A 16846-nucleotide genomic window follows, 5' to 3' on the forward strand; every position below is an offset into this window, starting at 1 on the left:
GCGACGTTGCGTCGCCCGTTATGTATTGGATTAACGACCTGCTTTTAACTTCTGATAATACTCTTCGTAAAGGCGGCTCGCGTCGCCTACATCGTTCTGCCATTCTCCTTTGCTGATGGTTTCGGCATCCGGATAGAGTGACTTATCGTTAGCCACGTCAGGCTTCAGCAGCTTGCGGGCGGCCAGGTTTGGCGTCGGGTAGCCAATCGTCTCGGCTACCTGTTTCGCCACGTCCGGACGCAGCAGGAAATTAATCAGCTTCAGCGCACCGTCCACGTTCTTCGCGTTGGCCGGGATCGCGAGGCTATCCATCCAGAAGATCCCGCCTTCCTTCGGCCAGACCACCTCCAGCGGCGTCCCGGCCTGGCGGGCAACATACGCAGAGCCGTTCCACACCATCCCCAGGTTTACTTCGCCTTCCATATACGGGTTTGCCGGGTTATCAGAGTTGAATGCCGCCACGTTAGGCATCAGCTTTTTCAGCTCGTTGTAAGCCGCGTCGATCTCTTTCGGATCGGTGGTGTTACCGGAATAGCCAAGCTTACGCAGCGCGATCTGGAACACTTCACGCGCGTCGTCGGTTAACAGCAGGCTGCCTTTGTATTCCGGTTTCCACAGATCCGCCCAGCCGGTGACCGTTTTCGGATCGATGGCCTCGCTGTTCACGCCAATCGCCGTCGCGCCCCAGATGTACGGAATGGAGTAGTCGTTATTCGGGTCGAACGGCTTGTTGAGCATCTCAGGATCGAGGTTTGAAAAATTAGTTAGCTTCGTTTTGTCGATCTTCTGGATCATGCCCTCTTTGCGCATTTTGTCGACAAAGTAGGTGGAAGGAACGACCAGATCGTAGGCACCGTCCTTGTAGGTTTTGAGCTTGGCGTACATGGTTTCATTTGACTCGTAGGTCGAGTAGATCACCTTGATGCCCGTCTCCTTTGTGAACTGCTCCAGCAGGCCCGGCGGCACGTATTCCGTCCAGTTGTAGAAGTAGAGCGTTTTGCTGTCATCAGCGTGCGCGGCACCCATGCCAAGCACCAGCGCCGCAGCGGCGAGCATTTTTTTCATTTCATTGTCCCCTGAGATTTTGTTTTATCACGAGCAAGAACCTGGCTGGCGATCACCAGAACCAGCGAAAACAGCAGCAGTATGGTCGCCAGCGCGTTCACCTCCGGTGAGACGCCAACTTTTACCATCGAATAGATCTTCAACGGCAGAATTTCGTAGCTCGGCCCGGTCACGAAGGAGGAAACCACGACGTCATCCATCGACAGGGTAAAGCTGAGCAGCCATCCGGCGGCGACGGCTGGCATCGCCAGCGGCAGGATGATTTTGCGCAGGATGATCGTCTCGCTGGCACCCAGATCTTTCGCCGCCTCCAGCATGCGCACGTCGAACCCTTTCAGACGCGCGTAGACGGTGACCACAACAAACGGCAGGCAGAAGGTGATATGGGAAAACAGCAGTGACCAGAAACCAAGCTGTACGCCCAGCAGCATAAACAGCACCAGCAGCGAAATCGCCATCACGATGTCCGGCGACATCATCACTACAAACAGCATGCCGCTGACGAACGGCTTGCCGCGAAAACGGTAGCGATACAGCGCCACGGCAGTCAGCGAGCCAATCAGCGTGGCGAAGGTGGCGGAGACGATCGCCATCGTCAGCGAGTGCTGTGCGGCCTGCAGCAGGCTGTCATTGTTCATCAGCAGGCTGTACCAGTTGGTGGTAAACCCCTGCCAGTTGATCCCGAACCGCGAGCTGTTAAACGAGTTCACGATCAAAATGATAATCGGGATATAAAGGTAAGCGTAAATGGCGGTCATAAAACCGCCGCGAAGCAGTCGACCGATCATTCGAGTTCCACCTTCTTGTTGAGCAGGCGAGAAGCGCGCCAGTAGACCAGCAGCATCAGCCCCATCACCACCGTGAGCGTAATGCTGGTCGCGGAGCCGAACGGCCAGTCGCGGATGTTCAGGAACTGACTCTTGATCACGTTCCCAATCAGCAGGTTTTTCGCCCCGCCCATCAGGTCAGACACGTAGAACAGGCCCATCGCCGGGAGCATGACCAGCAGACAGCCCGCAATAATACCGGGCATGGTCAGCGGAATGATAATGCGGATAAAGGTCTGCAGCTTGCTGGCCCCCAGATCTTTTGCCGCTTCCAGCAGCGGTTTATCGAGCTTCTCAATGCTGGAGTAGAGCGGCATCACCATAAACGGCAGCAGGATATAGACCAGGCCAATGATTACCGCACCTGGGGTAAACATGATGCGCACTGGCGTATCAATCACGCCCAGCCACAGCAGAAACGCGTTGAGGTAGCCTTTGGTGCTGAGGAAGATTTTCAGCCCGTAGATGCGAATCAGCGAGTTGGTCCAGAACGGCACAATCAGCAGAAACAGCAGCAGCGGGCGCACCTTTTGCGGCAGTCCCGCCAGGAACCATGCGAAAGGGTACCCCAGCAGCAGGCAGGCCACGGTGGCAATCAGCGCCATATTGAGCGAGTGCAACAGCACGTCGAAATAGAGCGGATCGAGCAGGCGCGCGTAGTTTTCCAGCGTAAAGACCAACGAAACGAAGTTTGCATCGTCGCGGGTCAGGAAGCTGGTGGCGATGATCATCAGGTTGGGTAAAAAGACAAATAACACAAGCCAACCGACGATCGTGGCAATGACCACCTTCTGGAACTTACTTGTGTTCTTCATCAGCCAGCACAACCTCCCAGCTTTCTACCCAGTTGATAACCATTTTCTGGTCAAGAGAGTGGTCAAAGTCAGGATCGTCCTCGTTAAAGAATTCGCTGACCATCACCATTTTGCCGTTCTCCAGTTCCACAACGGACTCGAGGGTCATCCCTTTATAGTTACGTTCGCGAACGTAACCGATCAGACCTTCGACGTCGGCCGTGTCGTGGATCTCATCAACGCGGAGATCTTCCGGGCGCAGCAGGACGTTGAGTTTTTGTCCTTTCTCGACGGCAAAGTTCACGGTGATAATGCAGTCGCGTCCCTCGACGTTCGCGCGAACGCGCTGTGCATCCAGACGCTCAAGCACGGTGGCGTTGAAGATATTGATCTCGCCAATAAAGCTGGCGACGAAGAGGTTTTTCGGCTCTTCGTAAATTTCACGCGGCGTACCGTCCTGTTCAATCTTACCGTCACGCATTACCACGATACGGTCTGACATGGTCAGCGCCTCTTCCTGATCGTGGGTGACGAAGACAAAGGTGATGCCGAGCTTGCGCTGTAGCGCTTTCAGCTCGTTCTGCATCTGCTTGCGCAGCTTGTAATCCAGCGCGGAGAGGGATTCATCCAGCAGAAGCAGGCGCGGTTTATTGACGACCGCGCGGGCAATGGCCACGCGCTGCTGCTGACCGCCGGAGAGCTGGTGGGGCTTTCGCTGGGCAAACGTCTCCAGCTGAACCATGCGCAGGGCTTCGGTGACGCGCGGTTCGATCTCATTAGCCGGGGTTTTTTGCATCCGCAGGCCAAACGCCACGTTCTCAAACACGGTCATGTGCGGGAACAGGGCGTAGCTCTGAAAAACGGTATTGACGTGGCGATCTTCGGCAGGAACCTGGGTTATGTCCTGGTTCTCAAGATGGATGCGGCCATTATCAACGCTTTCCAGCCCGGCGATAAGGCGCAGTACGGTGGTTTTGCCGCAGCCGGAAGGGCCAAGCAGCGTAAGAAACTCACCATCATTGATGGTCAGGTTGAGGTCGGAAATGACGTCTTTGCCATCAAAGCTTTTACGAATTCGTTCCAGTTGCACCAGCGGTGAACGAGAACGGGATTGTGTATTCAATTTTTGCGCTGTCCCATATAGACGCCTCAGGCAGCAGACTGAAGCGGGGTTTGTGTGTAACCACCTTGGTGACTCGTAATGAGGGCGGACATTCTACGGCAATCCCCCGTAATCGCCAATCCTTGTCACTGATTCATAAGCTACATTTATTAACGCATAAAGATATAAACGTAAAAAGTTCTCGTTTGCGGGATAAAAGTGACCTGACGCAATATTTGCGTTTTGATGCTTACTGATAATGTTGTCACAAAAAGTGAGGGTGACTGCATGGATAAATTACTTGAGCGTTTTTTACAGTATGTTTCGCTGGATACCCAATCTAAGCCGGGTGTCCGCCAGGTGCCAAGCACCGAAGGCCAGTGGAAGTTGTTAAACCTGCTTAAAGAGCAGCTTGAGGCCATGGGGCTGGTCAACGTCACGTTAAGCGAAAAAGGCACTGTGATGGGAACGCTGCCGGCGAATGTGCCGGGTGATATTCCGGCGATTGGCTTTATTTCTCATGTCGATACCTCACCTGATTTTAGCGGCAAACACGTGAACCCGCAGATCGTGGAAAACTACCGCGGCGGTGATATCGCGCTGGGGATTGGCGACGAAGTGCTCTCTCCGGTGATGTTCCCGGTGCTGCACCAGCTGCTCGGGCAGACGCTGATCACCACCGACGGCAAAACGCTGCTGGGGGCGGATGACAAGGCGGGCATCGCTGAAATCATGACGGCGCTGGCGGTGCTGAAAGGTAAAAACATCCCGCACGGGGACATCCGCGTTGCTTTTACCCCAGATGAAGAGGTGGGTAAGGGCGCGAAGCACTTCGACGTGGACGCTTTTAACGCGCAGTGGGCGTATACCGTCGACGGCGGTGGCGTGGGCGAGCTGGAGTATGAAAACTTCAACGCGGCGTCGGTGACCATAAAAATTGTCGGAAACAACGTTCACCCAGGATCTGCCAAAGGGGTGATGGTGAACGCGCTGTCGCTGGCGTCGCGTATTCATGCGGAAGTCCCGGCGGAAGAGAGCCCTGAACAGACAGAGGGGTACGAGGGCTTTTATCACCTCACCAGCATCAAAGGCACCGTGGACAGCGCGCAGATGCACTACATCATCCGCGATTTCGACCGTAAAGCCTTTGAGGCGCGCAAGCGCAAAATGATGGAGATCGCCAAGAAGGTTGGGAAGGGATTGCATCCTGACTGCTATATTGAGCTGATCATTGAAGACAGCTATTACAATATGCGCGACAAGGTGATGGCCCATCCGCACATTCTGGATATCGCCCAGCAGGCGATGCGAGACTGCGATATTGAACCGGTCTTAAAACCGATTCGCGGCGGCACTGACGGCTCGCAGCTGTCATTTATGGGGCTACCGTGCCCGAACCTGTTTACCGGGGGCTATAACTACCACGGCAAGCATGAGTTTGTGACGCTGGAAGGGATGGAAAAGGCGGTGAAGGTGATTGTGCGCATAGCCGAGTTAACCGCGAAGCGGTAAGAAAAAGCCCGGTGGCGCAGCGCCACCGGGCATTGTCACAACTCAGTCCTCAAAGAACCAGTATCCGCTGTTGACCAGCGCGGCCAGCATCGCGAGGAATGACGGATCTTCCAGCGCGTCGCCAAAGGTTTCTGCAGTGAGTACCATATGGCTGGCAATGGCTTCCAGCGCCGGACGGTGCGGGGAGTCGAGCTTCTCACCGTTGACGAAGACCTCTTCACCAATGCGCAGCACGCGTAATCCGCCCAGACGAACCAGCTTGTCACCCTGCTGCAGCGCATCATAGATCTCATCTGCCTGATACGGCGGCTCCGGCGGTGCAACGTCCAGCTCGTGGCGTGACTGACTGATAAATTCGCCAAACCACTGCCTGAAATGTTCCGGCTCGTTGATCAGATCCAGCATCATGCCGCGCAGCTTATCCAGCTCTTCTGGCACGATGTCTGCCGGATGCTCGCGCTCAGGCACATCCGGATCGCTGTAGCGATAGCTTCCCAGCTCGCGCTGCAGGACGTAGTCGGCAAAGCCGCTGATCATCTCGCGGCCGCTCGGCGCGCGGAACCCGACAGAGTAGTTCAGCGAGTTCTCCAGGGAGTAACCTTCGTGAGGGAATCCTGGCGGAATGTAGAGAATATCGCCTGGCTCCAGCTCTTCGTCGATAATGCCTTCGAACGGATCCACCTGAAGCAGATCCGGGTGCGGGCAGTGCTGCTTCATCGGCACTTTTTCGCCCACGCGCCAGCGGCGGCGGCCCGTACCCTGAATGATAAACACGTCGTACTGGTCCAGATGCGGACCCACGCCGCCGCCAGGTACGGAGAAGGAGATCATCAGATCGTCCATTCGCCAGTCTGGCAGGGCGCGGAACGGGCGCATTAGCGCGGCAGTCGGCTCGTGCCAGTGGTTAACCGCCTGCACCAGCAGCGACCAGTTACTTTCGCCGAGATGATCGTAGCTTTCGAAAGGACCGTGGCTGACCTGCCATTTCCCGTCCTGGTGGCTGACCAGACGGCTGTCGACGTCGTTTTCCATGGCCAGACCGGCCAGCTCGTCAGGTGAGATAGGGTCGACAAAGTTGCTGAACCCGCGTTTCAGAACCACCGGGCGCTTTTGCCAGTAACGTTCAATAAACTCGGGCCAGTTAAGTGTTAAATGATAATCCATATTTTTTTATCCGCAGGCTCTTACTGACTCGGATTATAACGGAAGCTCAGCCCCCCGGCTGCGAGATCCTCGCATTTTTCACATAACGGGTTAACTATCGTCCGATGTGGGCTGCTGACGACCAAAAATCACTTCCATTCTGGCCCCGCCGAGCAAGCTTTCGCTGGTTTCGATTTTTCCGTCATACTGGTCGACAATCTCGCGGGCGACGGCTAAACCCACGCCCTGACCGGGGCGCAGCGTATCCGCTCGCTGACCGCGATCGAACACCACATCACGTTTATTAATCGGGATCCCGGGGCCATCATCCTCAACGATAATGTGTAACTCGTTATCCGTCTGGCGCGCCGATACTTCAACAAACTCCAGGCAGTATTTACAGGCGTTATCCAGCAGGTTGCCCATCACTTCCATAAAGTCATTTTTTTCGCCTACAAAGCTAATTTCAGGCGAAATATCGAGGCTGATGTTGACCCCTTTACGCTGATACACCTTGTTAAGGGCGGACGTGAGATTATCCAGCAGCGGGGCCACCGGGTGCAGCTCGCGGCTCAGCAGCGCGCTGCCGGAACGCATGCTGGCGCGGTGCAGATAGTAGCCAATTTGCTGCGAGATTCGGCTGATTTGTTCCAGCATCACCGGCTCGGCATCGTCGACGCTCAGCCTTGAGCTGCGCATGGAACGCAGGGTGCTTTGCATTACGGCCAGCGGCGTTTTCAGGCTGTGGGTGAGGTCGGTCAGGGTCGTACGGTACTTATCATAGCGTTCACGCTCGCTTTTCAGCAGGCGATTGAGGTTACGCACCAGGCTGGTCAGCTCACGAGTCGTTTCCGGATTGAGCTTTTCACGATGATGTTCCTCAAGCTCGCGCACCTCTCGCGCCAGGGACTCAATAGGGCGCAAGCTCCACCACGCCGCCACCCAAAGCAGCGGGATCACCAGCAGCAGGTTTGCGGCCAGAACATAAACGAACCAGCCCCAGACCTTATAGGAACGTTTTAGCTCAACCGGAATGGTGTCGATCACCACAATGGTTAACTGCGGCATGTTCATGGTCGCCGGGTAGATATTGATCGCCACCGAGTGCGTCATTTCCGTCTCGGCATCGTCAGCCCGGATTTCATTGAGCTTTTGCTGCATCGAGCGATCTTCGCGAATCAGCGTGCTGGTGGTATTGAGATCGGCTTCTATCTCATGAAACCCGTTGGTTTTGAGCCACTCCGGACGAATGCTTTTCGCCAGCCACGGAATATCGCGTTGCGCCCAAAGCAACTTTCCCTTTTCATTGTAAATCAGGGCTAAAGTAGGACTCTGTTGATCCAGGTTCTCCGGCATTTCAACGGTGATGTGGTTGTCTTCCCATGTGGCCAGGGTATAAAACAGATTACTTTCGCCGCGTAACAGTCGAAAGGTCGTTTTATCGAAGCTGACGCTGTAGCCCACCAGGGCGACCAGACCGTAGGAGAGCGACAGCACCAGCACCACCGCGGCCGTTGCCAGTAAAAAACGAACCCGCAGCGAGAGGGGCAGAATGTGGCGCAAAATCCGTCTCATTTAGCGTAATTCGAACAGGTAGCCCTGGCCGCGGACGGTCGTAATCACGTCCTGCGGATACTGCGCCTGAATTTTCTTACGCAAACGGCCCATGAGCACGTCTATGGTGTGACTCTCGCGCAGCTCAGCGTCAGGGTAGAGCTGGAGCATTAAGGAGTCTTTGCTCACTACTTTTCCGCTGTTACGGATCAGCGTTTCCATAATGGTGTATTCGAACGCGGTGAGCTTGATCACTTCATCGTTAATCGACAGCTCGCGACGGGAGAGATCCACCTGGAAAGGCGGAATGGAGATAACCTGTGAAGCCAGCCCGCTGTTGCGGCGTAACAGCGCCTGCATGCGCGCCGCCACTTCTTCAATGTGAAACGGTTTGGTGACGTAATCATCCGCACCGGCGCTGAGCACTTCAACTTTGTCCTGCCAGCCTTCGCGGGCGGTGAGAACCAGAACCGGCAGGGAAACGTCATGGCTGCGCCAGCGACGAATTAACGACAGGCCGTCTTCATCAGGCAGGCCTAAATCGACAATGGCGATGTCCGGCAGGTGTTCATTGAGATAATAATCGGCTTCTTTTGCATCTTCAGCATCATCCACCTGATGTCCCATCTCCTGAAGCTGAACCTTCAGGTGGTGGCGTAGCAATGCGTTATCCTCAACAACCAGTACGCGCATCATCTTTTCTCCCAGAATAAATAGTATGAATAGTTTAACGCTGATTATGTTGCTGTGGGGATAAACATTCAGTAAACCGGGGAAAAGCAACCCCCTTTCCGGGCGGAAAGGGGGGGAAGGAACATTACTTCAGCTCATCAACCATAGTGATGGCGCGGCCAATGTAATTCGCCGGAGTCATGGCCTTCAGGCGGGTTTTCTCTTCTTCCGGCAGTGCCAGACCGTCGATAAACTGTTTCATGCCTTCGGCATCGACGCGTTTACCGCGTGTCAGCTCTTTCAGCTTCTCGTACGGTTTTTCGATACCGTAGCGGCGCATCACGGTCTGAATCGGCTCTGCCAATACTTCCCAGTTGTGATCCAGCTCGTCCAGAAGACGGTCACGGTTCACTTCGAGCTTGCTCACGCCCTTCAGGGTGGACTGATACGCGATCAGCGCGTAGCCAATGCCCACGCCCAGGTTACGCAGCACGGTGGAATCGGTCAGGTCACGCTGCCAGCGGGATACCGGCAGCTTGCTCGCCATATGCTGCAGCACGGCATTCGCCAGGCCCAGATTGCCTTCGGAGTTTTCGAAGTCGATTGGGTTCACTTTGTGCGGCATGGTGGAGGAGCCAATTTCCCCGGCGATGGTCTTCTGCTTGAAGTGGTTCAGCGCGATGTAGCCCCACACGTCGCGATCGAAGTCGATCAGGATGGTGTTGAAGCGCGCGATGCAGTCAAACAGCTCTGCAATGTAGTCGTGCGGCTCAATCTGGGTGGTGTACGGGTTCCACTGGATCCCCAGAGAGGTCACGAACTCTTCGCTGAACTGATGCCAGTCCACTTCCGGGTACGCGGCAATGTGGGCATTGTAGTTACCGACCGCGCCGTTGATTTTACCCAGAATTTCAACCTGCTCCAGCTGACGATACTGGCGCTCCATACGGTACGCCACGTTCGCCATCTCTTTACCCATCGTGGATGGTGTGGCTGGCTGGCCGTGAGTACGGGAAAGCAGCGGAATGTCGCGGTATTCCACGGACAGCGCTTTCACCGCGTCGATGATTTTACGCCAGTAAGGCAGCACCACTTCTTTACGCGCGGTGGAGAGCATCAGCGCGTGAGACAGGTTATTGATATCTTCGGACGTACAGGCGAAGTGAATGAACTCGGATACCGCATGCAGGGCCGGGACGCTTTCCACTTTCTCTTTCAGAAAGTACTCAACCGCTTTCACGTCGTGGTTGGTGGTGCGTTCAATGGTCTTAATGCGCGCGGCATCTTCTTCGCTAAACTCAGCAACGATTTTATCAAGGTAATCGTTTGCCTTTTCGTCAAAAGCAGGAACTTCCTTGATTGCTGCCTGGGCGGCCAGCTTCTGCAGCCAGCGTACTTCAACCTGAACACGGAACTTCAGCAAACCATATTCGCTGAAGATCCCGCGCAGCGCGCTGACTTTATCGCCGTAGCGTCCATCGACAGGGGATACGGCGGTCAGTGAGGATAATTCCATAATTCGCAACTCCGGGAGGTTAACAATGAGCAAGAATTTGTTTTGCCTGAGTAGTCAGGCGATTACGAGAAAACATTAACTGCAGGCGGCCACCGCCAACCTGATGCCACAGCACGGCGGCGCGGATCCCAGCCAGCAGGGAAGCGCGTACCTTCGCCTGCACCTGCGGGCTTTGCAGCACGGCAGGGGAGCCGGTGACCTGAATGCGCGGGCCCAGCGGGCTGATGACGTCAACGTAAATGCCCGCCATGGCGCTCAGCAGCGTTTCAGACTGCAGGTCAAAATGGTCGAGCTGACGCTGTAGCCCGGCGATGCGATCGCCCAGGGTATTGAGCGCGCCTTTTGCCGCGCTCAGCTTACGCTCAAGCACCATCAGGCTTAAGGTGTAGCGGGTCAGTTCCGCGTTTAACCCCTGACGGCTGCTGGCGTTAAGCACGCCAAGCAGGGTTTCAAGACCGAGACGAAGATTGGTTTCGCTGCCGCCGAACACGCCCAGGGTTGAACCGGGGTTGAGGTCGATAACGCTGTTGAGCGAAACGTGCAGGGCATCAGCGTCACAGTGACCCTGATGCGCCAGCTGTTGCACCAGACGAGCAGACTGGCAAATTCCTGCCAGCGCAAGGGTGATGTCATAATAATTCTTCGCCACACGGTCTCCTTTATGTGTGCAATCGGTTAAACAGCGGGCAGCGGCAGGCGCTGTTCAATGATCCCGCCGCCCAGGCAGATTTCGCCGCTGTAGAAGACAGCAGACTGGCCCGGTGTAACGGCGGTGACCGGCTCGTCGAAACGGACGTCAATACGGTCGTCATCAAGCGCGGTGATGGTGCAAGGAATATCGGTCTGGCGGTAGCGCGTTTTCACCGTGCAGCGCAGCGTGCCTTTCAGGGGCTCGCGATCGACCCAGTGCAACTGCTGTGCGATAAGGCCAACGGACATCAGACGCGGGTGGTCGTGACCCTGAGCCACCACCAGAATATTGTTTTCGACGTCTTTGTCGACCACGTACCACGGATCTTCGCTGCCTTCTTTCGTCCCACCAATACCGAGGCCTTTACGCTGGCCTAAGGTGTGGTACATCAGCCCCTGATGCTGACCAATCTCGTCGCCATCAACGGTGACAATTTTACCTGGCTGTGCAGGCAGGTAGCGGCCCAGGAAATCACGGAATTTGCGCTCGCCGATAAAGCAGATACCGGTGGAGTCTTTTTTCTTCGCGGTGATCAGGTCCAGCTCTTCGGCAATTTTACGCACTTCCGGCTTTTCCAGTTCGCCGACCGGGAACAGACTTTGCGCAATCTGTTCGTGGCTCAGCGTATAAAGGAAGTAGCTCTGGTCTTTATTGCCGTCGAGGCCGCGCAGCAGCTGGCTTTTGCCATTCACGTCCGCACGACGCACGTAGTGACCGGTCGCAATGTAGTCAGCGCCCAGATCTTCCGCGGCGAATTCCAGGAAGGCTTTAAATTTGATCTCTTTGTTGCACAGAATATCCGGGTTCGGGGTACGGCCCGCTTTGTACTCTTCCAGGAACAGTTCAAAGACGTTGTCCCAGTATTCTGCGGCAAAGTTAACGGTGTGCAGTTCAATGCCGAGCTTGTCGCATACGGCCTGCGCGTCGGCGAGATCCGCTGCGGCAGTGCAGTATTCCTCGCCATCGTCTTCCTCCCAGTTCTTCATGAACAGGCCCTCCACCTTATAGCCCTGTTGCTGCAACAGGTAGGCGGAAACGGAGGAATCGACACCGCCGGACATGCCGACGATCACTTTTTTCTGGCTGTTATCTGACATGGAATACTCACGACATTGAACTTCAAGGCGGCGTATTCTATCACGCCCCCCCACCGTTGACACCCTCTGTAAACGGCCAGTTAAATTCTCCGATGACACCCAGCGGCAGGCGTGCGCCTGACTGCCAGCAGCGGATGCTTTCCGCAACCAGCGGCGAGCGCAGGTTTGGCGCGTTCAGGATCTCCTCGGCGGTGACCCACAGGCAGCGATCGATATCGTCATCATGCGGTTCTGTGGCGCACGTTTCGCTAAGCTCAACGGCGAATAAAAAGCGCAGGAATGGGGTGCTGTCGGGCGCAATCCACTGGTGCATGCGAATGAAGTGCTGGGGCTCAGCGCGAATGCCGGTCTCTTCCCAGAGCTCGCGCTTCGCGGCCTGCAGCAACGTTTCATTGGCTTCAAGATGCCCGGCAGGCTGATTCCACAGCGCCCTGCCGTTGATGCTCTCTTCCACAACGAGGAATTTTCCCTGCGCGTGCACCACGCAGGCAACCGTAACATGAGGTTTAAACATCGTTTCTCCTTAAGGGGCAGCGTCGCGCCATTCGCCGTTTGCCAGCGTATCCAGCGTGTAGCTGCCCATGGCGTAGCGAATCAGACGTAGGGTAGGGAAGCCGACGTGCGCGGTCATTCGCCTCACCTGGCGGTTGCGGCCTTCATACAGGGTGATTTTGAGCCAGCTTGTCGGGATGGATTTGCGCTCGCGAATGGGTGGGTTACGCGGCCACAGCCACTCCGGCTCATTCACGCGTTCAATACCAGCGGGCAGGGTGGGACCGTCGTTCAGCGTCACCCCGCTGCGCAGTTTCGCCAGCGTCTCTTCGTCCGGCTCGCCTTCAACCTGCACAAAGTAAATTTTGCCGGTGCGTTTGCCCGGCTGCGTAAGCTTTGCCTGTAGGGCGCCGTCGTTGGTTAGGACCAAAAGTCCTTCGCTGTCCCGGTCCAGGCGACCAGCGGCGTAGACGCCCTGAACGGGGATGTAATCCTTCAGCGTGCTGCGTCCGGCCTCATCGGTAAACTGCGGCAAAACATCGTAGGGTTTATTGAACAGAATAACCCGCTTTGGCTGGGTTTCTTGCGGTCGTCTGGCGGCTTGTCGCGAGCTGAATCGCTCAACCCGGTGTTTTGTAAAAGAAGTTTTCTTCATGGTATTTTCAGGCGTTATCAATTGCCGCATTATAGCCTAATAACGAAGACCTTTCATGGCGCAGGACAATCAGGTACTATCGAAGGGCTCATTACAATTTATTAACATAAGATCAGTAACAACCAGAAGCGCTCGAAGGAGAGGTTAATGGAAAGCAAAGTAGTTGTTCCGGCGGAAGGTAAAAAGATCACCCTGCAAAACGGCAAGATTAACGTTCCTCACAATCCGATTATTCCGTTCATCGAAGGCGACGGTATCGGTGTAGACGTTACCCCGGCAATGCTGAAAGTGGTTGATGCCGCTGTTGAGAAAGCCTACAAAGGCGAGCGTAAAATTTCCTGGATGGAAATTTACACCGGTGAGAAATCGACGCAAGTTTATGGCCAGGACGTCTGGCTGCCAGCAGAAACGCTGGACCTGATCCGCGACTACCGCGTTGCTATTAAAGGCCCACTGACCACTCCGGTCGGCGGCGGCATCCGTTCTCTGAACGTGGCGCTGCGTCAGGAGCTGGACCTGTACGTGTGTCTGCGTCCGGTTCGTTACTATCAGGGCACCCCAAGCCCGGTTAAGCACCCTGAACTGACCGACATGGTTATCTTCCGCGAAAACTCAGAAGACATCTACGCGGGCATCGAGTGGAAAGCGGACTCTGCTGATGCAGAAAAAGTGATTAAATTCCTGCGCGAAGAGATGGGCGTGAAGAAAATTCGCTTCCCTGAGCACTGCGGTATCGGCATTAAGCCGTGCTCTGAAGAAGGGACCAAGCGCCTGGTGCGTGCGGCCATCGAATACGCGATCACCAACGACCGTGATTCTGTGACCCTGGTTCACAAGGGCAACATCATGAAGTTCACCGAAGGCGCGTTCAAAGACTGGGGCTACCAGCTGGCGACCGAAGAGTTCGGCGGTGAGCTGATCGACGGCGGCCCGTGGCAGAAGATCAAGAACCCGAACACCGGCAAAGAGATCATCATTAAAGATGTGATCGCCGATGCGTTCCTGCAGCAGATCCTGCTGCGTCCTGCTGAATACGACGTGATCGCCTGTATGAACCTGAACGGTGACTACATTTCTGACGCCCTGGCGGCACAGGTTGGCGGTATCGGTATCGCCCCTGGCGCGAACATCGGCGACGAGTGCGCCCTGTTCGAAGCAACCCACGGTACTGCACCAAAATACGCAGGCCAGGACAAAGTGAACCCAGGCTCTATCATCCTCTCCGCAGAGATGATGCTGCGCCATATGGAATGGTTCGAAGCCGCAGACCTGATCGTGAAGGGTATGGAAGGCGCAATCAACGCGAAAACCGTAACTTACGATTTCGAACGTCTGATGGAAGGCGCTAAGCTGCTGAAATGCTCAGAGTTTGGCGACGCGATTATCGCGAACATGTAATCCAGATTCTGGGTTAAACAAGAGCGGGGGCCTGAGGGTTCCCGTTTTTTTTGCCTCTGCCTACGGGAAATAACACGATGCTCGCTACTGTTCTTATCGCTGTCGTTGCATTCATCCATATCTACATTCTTGTGCTGGAAATGTTCCTGTGGAACACCAGAACAGGGCACAAGGCCTTTAATCTGCGTCCCGATTTTGCGCGCGACACCCGCGTGCTGGCCGCGAATCAGGGGCTGTATAATGGTTTTCTGGCTGCGGGTCTGCTCTGGAGCCTCTGGCTTGGTGAAAAGGGTATATCTGTGGCCATCTTCTTCCTGACCTGCGTGTTGATTGCCGGACTCTTTGGCGCAGCGACCGCCAGCCGAAAGATACTGTACGTTCAGGCCATACCTGCTCTTGCAGCCCTGCTTGCCCTGCTTATCTGACGCAACGCGTTGGTTAACCGTACGTCGTCGGATATACTTGTGGCTTCACCCTCAAAGGTTAACGCTGTTATGAATAACGAAATCCCACTGAAGTATTATGACATCGTCGAAGAGTACGCGACGGAAGCCACAAAGCCCGTGAGTGAGTCAGAGCAGGATTCGCTGGCGCATTATTTCCAGCTGCTTCTCACGCGTTTGTCGAATAATGAGGAGATCGATGAGGAAGCTCAGCAGGAGATGGCGCGTGAAGCCGGGGTTCGTGCCGATCGTATTGATGATATTGCGAACTTTCTCAATCAGTGGGGAAACGAGTAACCTACCGCGCGATCCCAGCGAGTCGCTTCGCAAGCTCGCTTCGGGTGACGGATTTTGAGAAATACCATCCCTGAATCAGCGCCTCGGGGTATCTTTCAGCAATAAAGCGATACTGTATTTCGCTCTCTACGCCTTCGAAAACAAGCGTTTTATTCAGTTTTGCGAGGGCGTCGCTAAAGATGACAAAAATGTTCTGCTTGTAATGTTCACTGATGCCATCGACCAGCGACTTGTCGATTTTGATCTCATCATATTCAAGCAGCGAAAGCCTTGCCAGGTTTGAGTTTTGCACCCCGAAGTCATCAATGGATATTCTCACGCCAAGGTTTTTTAAATCCTTGCAGAAATCTTCCAGAATATTCCCCGTTGAAATGGCTTTTTCAGAAAGCTCGATTTTGATCAGAGAGAGCGGAATGTTATTAGCTAAACAGCTACGGCGCAAAATGCTGATAAACTGTCCGTCTTCAATTTCCGTTCGGCCAACATTGAGCGAAACAACCAGATGATATTTAATAATAAGTGGCGCGATATCCGAAAGGGATTTTTGGAGAATATTAATATAGTAATTTTTATACAGGCCAATTTTTTTGATTAATGGAATAAACAGTTCCGGGGAGACGTCACCGTATCTTGCGTCACGCCATCTCGACAAGACCTCCACACCTACAATTTTTTTATCCTCAATCCGAACAATGGGCTGGTAATGAACGCCGATAGTATTAGTGATAACAGCTTTGACCAGCGTCCGCTCCAGGGAGAACCGGTCCTCGTTGAGTCGAAAGAAAAAGAGCGTTATCGCAATCCAGATAAAACATAAAATGACCGCGAGAACGATAAATACAACGGGAGATAACGAGGCCAGTCCCGCGTTGTGATGCTTCACAATGACGCACAAATCCCACGTGGTGCTGCACCGGGTGAGGGTCAGGGTAAACAAGGAGGAATTCAGTTCGCTCTGTTGGTTTAATTCAGGCGTAGCCGAAAAAAACGTTCTGCTTAAGTCCCTGGTGGTGGTGCTCAGAGAATAGCTCTCCGTAACCGGGGTGAATTTATCGTAAGCATAGCGGGAGGTGAAGATAATGTGATTATTATAGATGGCCGCATTGCCGGTAAAAAAATCTTTTCTCGAAAATTGCGCGAGGAGAAATCCTCTGGGCGTTTCATGGAGCTCTTCAGGAAGCGGGACAGGATTAACGAGTTTACCCCAAAAAGCGGTACAGACTATTTTTCCCTTTTCAATAAAACCGACGTCAGCGACATAGCGGCTTTCGAGCTTGACCTGCCGGTAGCGATCGAGGCTGTCTCTGTCGCATCCCTGTGTGGTCAGGTTTTTGAGCGTCTGCGCCACGCTCTGGGTCAGACTTTCTGAATGCTGTAAAAGGGTTCGGGAAATCTCAAGCTGTTTGCTCTTCTGCTGGCTCCCGATAACTGCATTAACCGCAAAAAGAGACAGGAAGACCAGAAACGCTGAAACGATAGTAACGGCAATGATCTTTTTCATTTTCCAGATACCCTGTCCGCTCCCTCATCTCTCAAATCTTATCACAGGCAGTGCAAGCTACAAGCCTGATAATAACGGCAGCCGTTA

General features: G+C 54.5%; 17 protein-coding genes. 4 read left to right on the top strand and 13 right to left on the bottom strand.

What is annotated here, in order from left to right; translation table 11 throughout:
* Window positions 1-30: 30 nt before the first annotated feature.
* From potD to potA, 4 genes are read right to left on the bottom strand one after another with little or no spacing between them, the layout of a single operon-like run.
* Window positions 31-1065: a spermidine/putrescine ABC transporter substrate-binding protein PotD gene (gene potD, locus ACMWL8_RS06375; protein ID WP_028012743.1), complete on the bottom strand. Its 1035-nt coding sequence runs from the start codon at window positions 1063-1065 to the stop codon at window positions 31-33.
* Complete coding sequence (gene potC / locus ACMWL8_RS06380; RefSeq protein WP_028012744.1) at window positions 1062-1853, bottom strand: spermidine/putrescine ABC transporter permease PotC; 792 nt, start codon at window positions 1851-1853, stop codon at window positions 1062-1064. Before potC ends, potD begins: the two co-directional genes overlap by 4 nt.
* A complete protein-coding gene (potB, locus tag ACMWL8_RS06385; RefSeq protein ID WP_045261622.1) occupies window positions 1850-2707 on the bottom strand; it encodes a spermidine/putrescine ABC transporter permease PotB in 858 nt (285 codons plus the stop codon). Before potB ends, potC begins: the two co-directional genes overlap by 4 nt.
* Complete coding sequence (gene potA / locus ACMWL8_RS06390; RefSeq protein WP_167401640.1) at window positions 2691-3839, bottom strand: spermidine/putrescine ABC transporter ATP-binding protein PotA; 1149 nt, start codon at window positions 3837-3839, stop codon at window positions 2691-2693. The genes potB and potA overlap by 17 nt, the downstream gene beginning before the upstream one ends.
* 237 nt (window positions 3840-4076) lie before the next feature.
* Here potA and pepT point away from each other — a divergent pair, with 237 nt between their 5' ends.
* Window positions 4077-5300, top strand: coding sequence for a peptidase T (gene pepT / locus ACMWL8_RS06395; RefSeq protein WP_032644861.1), 1224 nt, complete (start codon window positions 4077-4079; stop codon window positions 5298-5300).
* A gap of 42 nt (window positions 5301-5342) precedes the next feature.
* Here pepT and ACMWL8_RS06400 read toward each other — a convergent pair whose 3' ends face one another.
* The 8 genes from ACMWL8_RS06400 to rluE form a co-directional block, all read right to left on the bottom strand.
* A complete protein-coding gene (locus ACMWL8_RS06400) occupies window positions 5343-6464 on the bottom strand; it encodes a cupin domain-containing protein (protein ID WP_045261621.1) in 1122 nt (373 codons plus the stop codon).
* A 90-nt stretch (window positions 6465-6554) separates the two neighbouring features.
* Window positions 6555-8018, bottom strand: a complete 1464-nt coding sequence (gene phoQ / locus ACMWL8_RS06405; protein WP_045261620.1) for a two-component system sensor histidine kinase PhoQ — start codon at window positions 8016-8018, stop codon at window positions 6555-6557.
* A complete protein-coding gene (gene phoP, locus ACMWL8_RS06410) occupies window positions 8019-8690 on the bottom strand; it encodes a two-component system response regulator PhoP (RefSeq protein ID WP_025911763.1) in 672 nt (223 codons plus the stop codon).
* Window positions 8691-8814: 124 nt separating this feature from the next.
* The gene (purB, locus tag ACMWL8_RS06415; protein ID WP_014883421.1) at window positions 8815-10185 is read right to left on the bottom strand and encodes an adenylosuccinate lyase; all 1371 of its coding nucleotides are present in this window, start codon (window positions 10183-10185) and stop codon (window positions 8815-8817) included.
* Between the two features lie 19 nt (window positions 10186-10204).
* Window positions 10205-10834 carry a high frequency lysogenization protein HflD gene (hflD, locus tag ACMWL8_RS06420; protein ID WP_013097081.1) on the bottom strand — a complete coding sequence of 210 codons (630 nt, stop codon included), beginning with the start codon at window positions 10832-10834 and terminating at the stop codon, window positions 10205-10207.
* A gap of 26 nt (window positions 10835-10860) precedes the next feature.
* On the bottom strand, window positions 10861-11973 hold the full coding sequence (gene mnmA, locus ACMWL8_RS06425; protein ID WP_045261619.1) for a tRNA 2-thiouridine(34) synthase MnmA: 1113 nt from the start codon (window positions 11971-11973) through the stop codon (window positions 10861-10863).
* A 40-nt stretch (window positions 11974-12013) separates the two neighbouring features.
* Window positions 12014-12487 carry an NUDIX hydrolase gene (locus ACMWL8_RS06430; protein ID WP_028012752.1) on the bottom strand — a complete coding sequence of 158 codons (474 nt, stop codon included), beginning with the start codon at window positions 12485-12487 and terminating at the stop codon, window positions 12014-12016.
* A 9-nt stretch (window positions 12488-12496) separates the two neighbouring features.
* Window positions 12497-13150 (bottom strand): 23S rRNA pseudouridine(2457) synthase RluE, encoded by a 654-nt coding sequence (gene rluE / locus ACMWL8_RS06435; RefSeq protein WP_045261618.1) that lies wholly within the window; start codon window positions 13148-13150, stop codon window positions 12497-12499.
* 117 nt (window positions 13151-13267) lie between these two features.
* On the opposite strand from rluE, the gene icd reads away from it, so the two are divergent.
* From icd to ACMWL8_RS06450, 3 genes are all read left to right on the top strand, one after another.
* Window positions 13268-14518 carry an NADP-dependent isocitrate dehydrogenase gene (icd, locus tag ACMWL8_RS06440; RefSeq protein WP_003857898.1) on the top strand — a complete coding sequence of 417 codons (1251 nt, stop codon included), beginning with the start codon at window positions 13268-13270 and terminating at the stop codon, window positions 14516-14518.
* Between the two features lie 77 nt (window positions 14519-14595).
* The gene (locus ACMWL8_RS06445; protein WP_028012754.1) at window positions 14596-14943 is read left to right on the top strand and encodes a DUF1304 domain-containing protein; all 348 of its coding nucleotides are present in this window, start codon (window positions 14596-14598) and stop codon (window positions 14941-14943) included.
* 69 nt (window positions 14944-15012) lie between these two features.
* Window positions 15013-15258, top strand: coding sequence for a DUF2543 family protein (locus ACMWL8_RS06450; RefSeq protein ID WP_045261617.1), 246 nt, complete (start codon window positions 15013-15015; stop codon window positions 15256-15258).
* A gap of 1 nt (window position 15259) precedes the next feature.
* On the opposite strand, the gene ACMWL8_RS06455 is transcribed toward ACMWL8_RS06450, so the two are convergent.
* The gene (locus ACMWL8_RS06455) at window positions 15260-16759 is read right to left on the bottom strand and encodes an EAL domain-containing protein (protein ID WP_045261616.1); all 1500 of its coding nucleotides are present in this window, start codon (window positions 16757-16759) and stop codon (window positions 15260-15262) included.
* Window positions 16760-16846: the final 87 nt, after the last annotated feature.

The sequence above is a fragment of the Enterobacter sp. 04-C-12-SI-ECC genome, from assembly GCF_047530715.1.
Classification (GTDB): domain Bacteria; phylum Pseudomonadota; class Gammaproteobacteria; order Enterobacterales; family Enterobacteriaceae; genus Enterobacter; species Enterobacter bugandensis.

What these genes read in the sequence shown, in the direction of transcription:
- potD (WP_028012743.1), bottom strand. Translation starts at nt 1,065, where the DNA reads ATGAAAAAAATGCTCGCCGCTGCGGCGCTGGTGCTTGGCATGGGTGCC.
- potC (WP_028012744.1), bottom strand. Translation starts at nt 1,853, where the DNA reads ATGATCGGTCGACTGCTTCGCGGCGGTTTTATGACCGCCATTTACGCT.
- potB (WP_045261622.1), bottom strand. Translation starts at nt 2,707, where the DNA reads ATGAAGAACACAAGTAAGTTCCAGAAGGTGGTCATTGCCACGATCGTC.
- pepT (WP_032644861.1), top strand. Translation starts at nt 4,077, where the DNA reads ATGGATAAATTACTTGAGCGTTTTTTACAGTATGTTTCGCTGGATACC.
- ACMWL8_RS06400 (WP_045261621.1), bottom strand. Translation starts at nt 6,464, where the DNA reads ATGGATTATCATTTAACACTTAACTGGCCCGAGTTTATTGAACGTTAC.
- phoQ (WP_045261620.1), bottom strand. Translation starts at nt 8,018, where the DNA reads ATGAGACGGATTTTGCGCCACATTCTGCCCCTCTCGCTGCGGGTTCGT.
- phoP (WP_025911763.1), bottom strand. Translation starts at nt 8,690, where the DNA reads ATGCGCGTACTGGTTGTTGAGGATAACGCATTGCTACGCCACCACCTG.
- purB (WP_014883421.1), bottom strand. Translation starts at nt 10,185, where the DNA reads ATGGAATTATCCTCACTGACCGCCGTATCCCCTGTCGATGGACGCTAC.
- mnmA (WP_045261619.1), bottom strand. Translation starts at nt 11,973, where the DNA reads ATGTCAGATAACAGCCAGAAAAAAGTGATCGTCGGCATGTCCGGCGGT.
- ACMWL8_RS06430 (WP_028012752.1), bottom strand. Translation starts at nt 12,487, where the DNA reads ATGTTTAAACCTCATGTTACGGTTGCCTGCGTGGTGCACGCGCAGGGA.
- rluE (WP_045261618.1), bottom strand. Translation starts at nt 13,150, where the DNA reads ATGCGGCAATTGATAACGCCTGAAAATACCATGAAGAAAACTTCTTTT.
- icd (WP_003857898.1), top strand. Translation starts at nt 13,268, where the DNA reads ATGGAAAGCAAAGTAGTTGTTCCGGCGGAAGGTAAAAAGATCACCCTG.
- ACMWL8_RS06445 (WP_028012754.1), top strand. Translation starts at nt 14,596, where the DNA reads ATGCTCGCTACTGTTCTTATCGCTGTCGTTGCATTCATCCATATCTAC.
- ACMWL8_RS06450 (WP_045261617.1), top strand. Translation starts at nt 15,013, where the DNA reads ATGAATAACGAAATCCCACTGAAGTATTATGACATCGTCGAAGAGTAC.
- ACMWL8_RS06455 (WP_045261616.1), bottom strand. Translation starts at nt 16,759, where the DNA reads ATGAAAAAGATCATTGCCGTTACTATCGTTTCAGCGTTTCTGGTCTTC.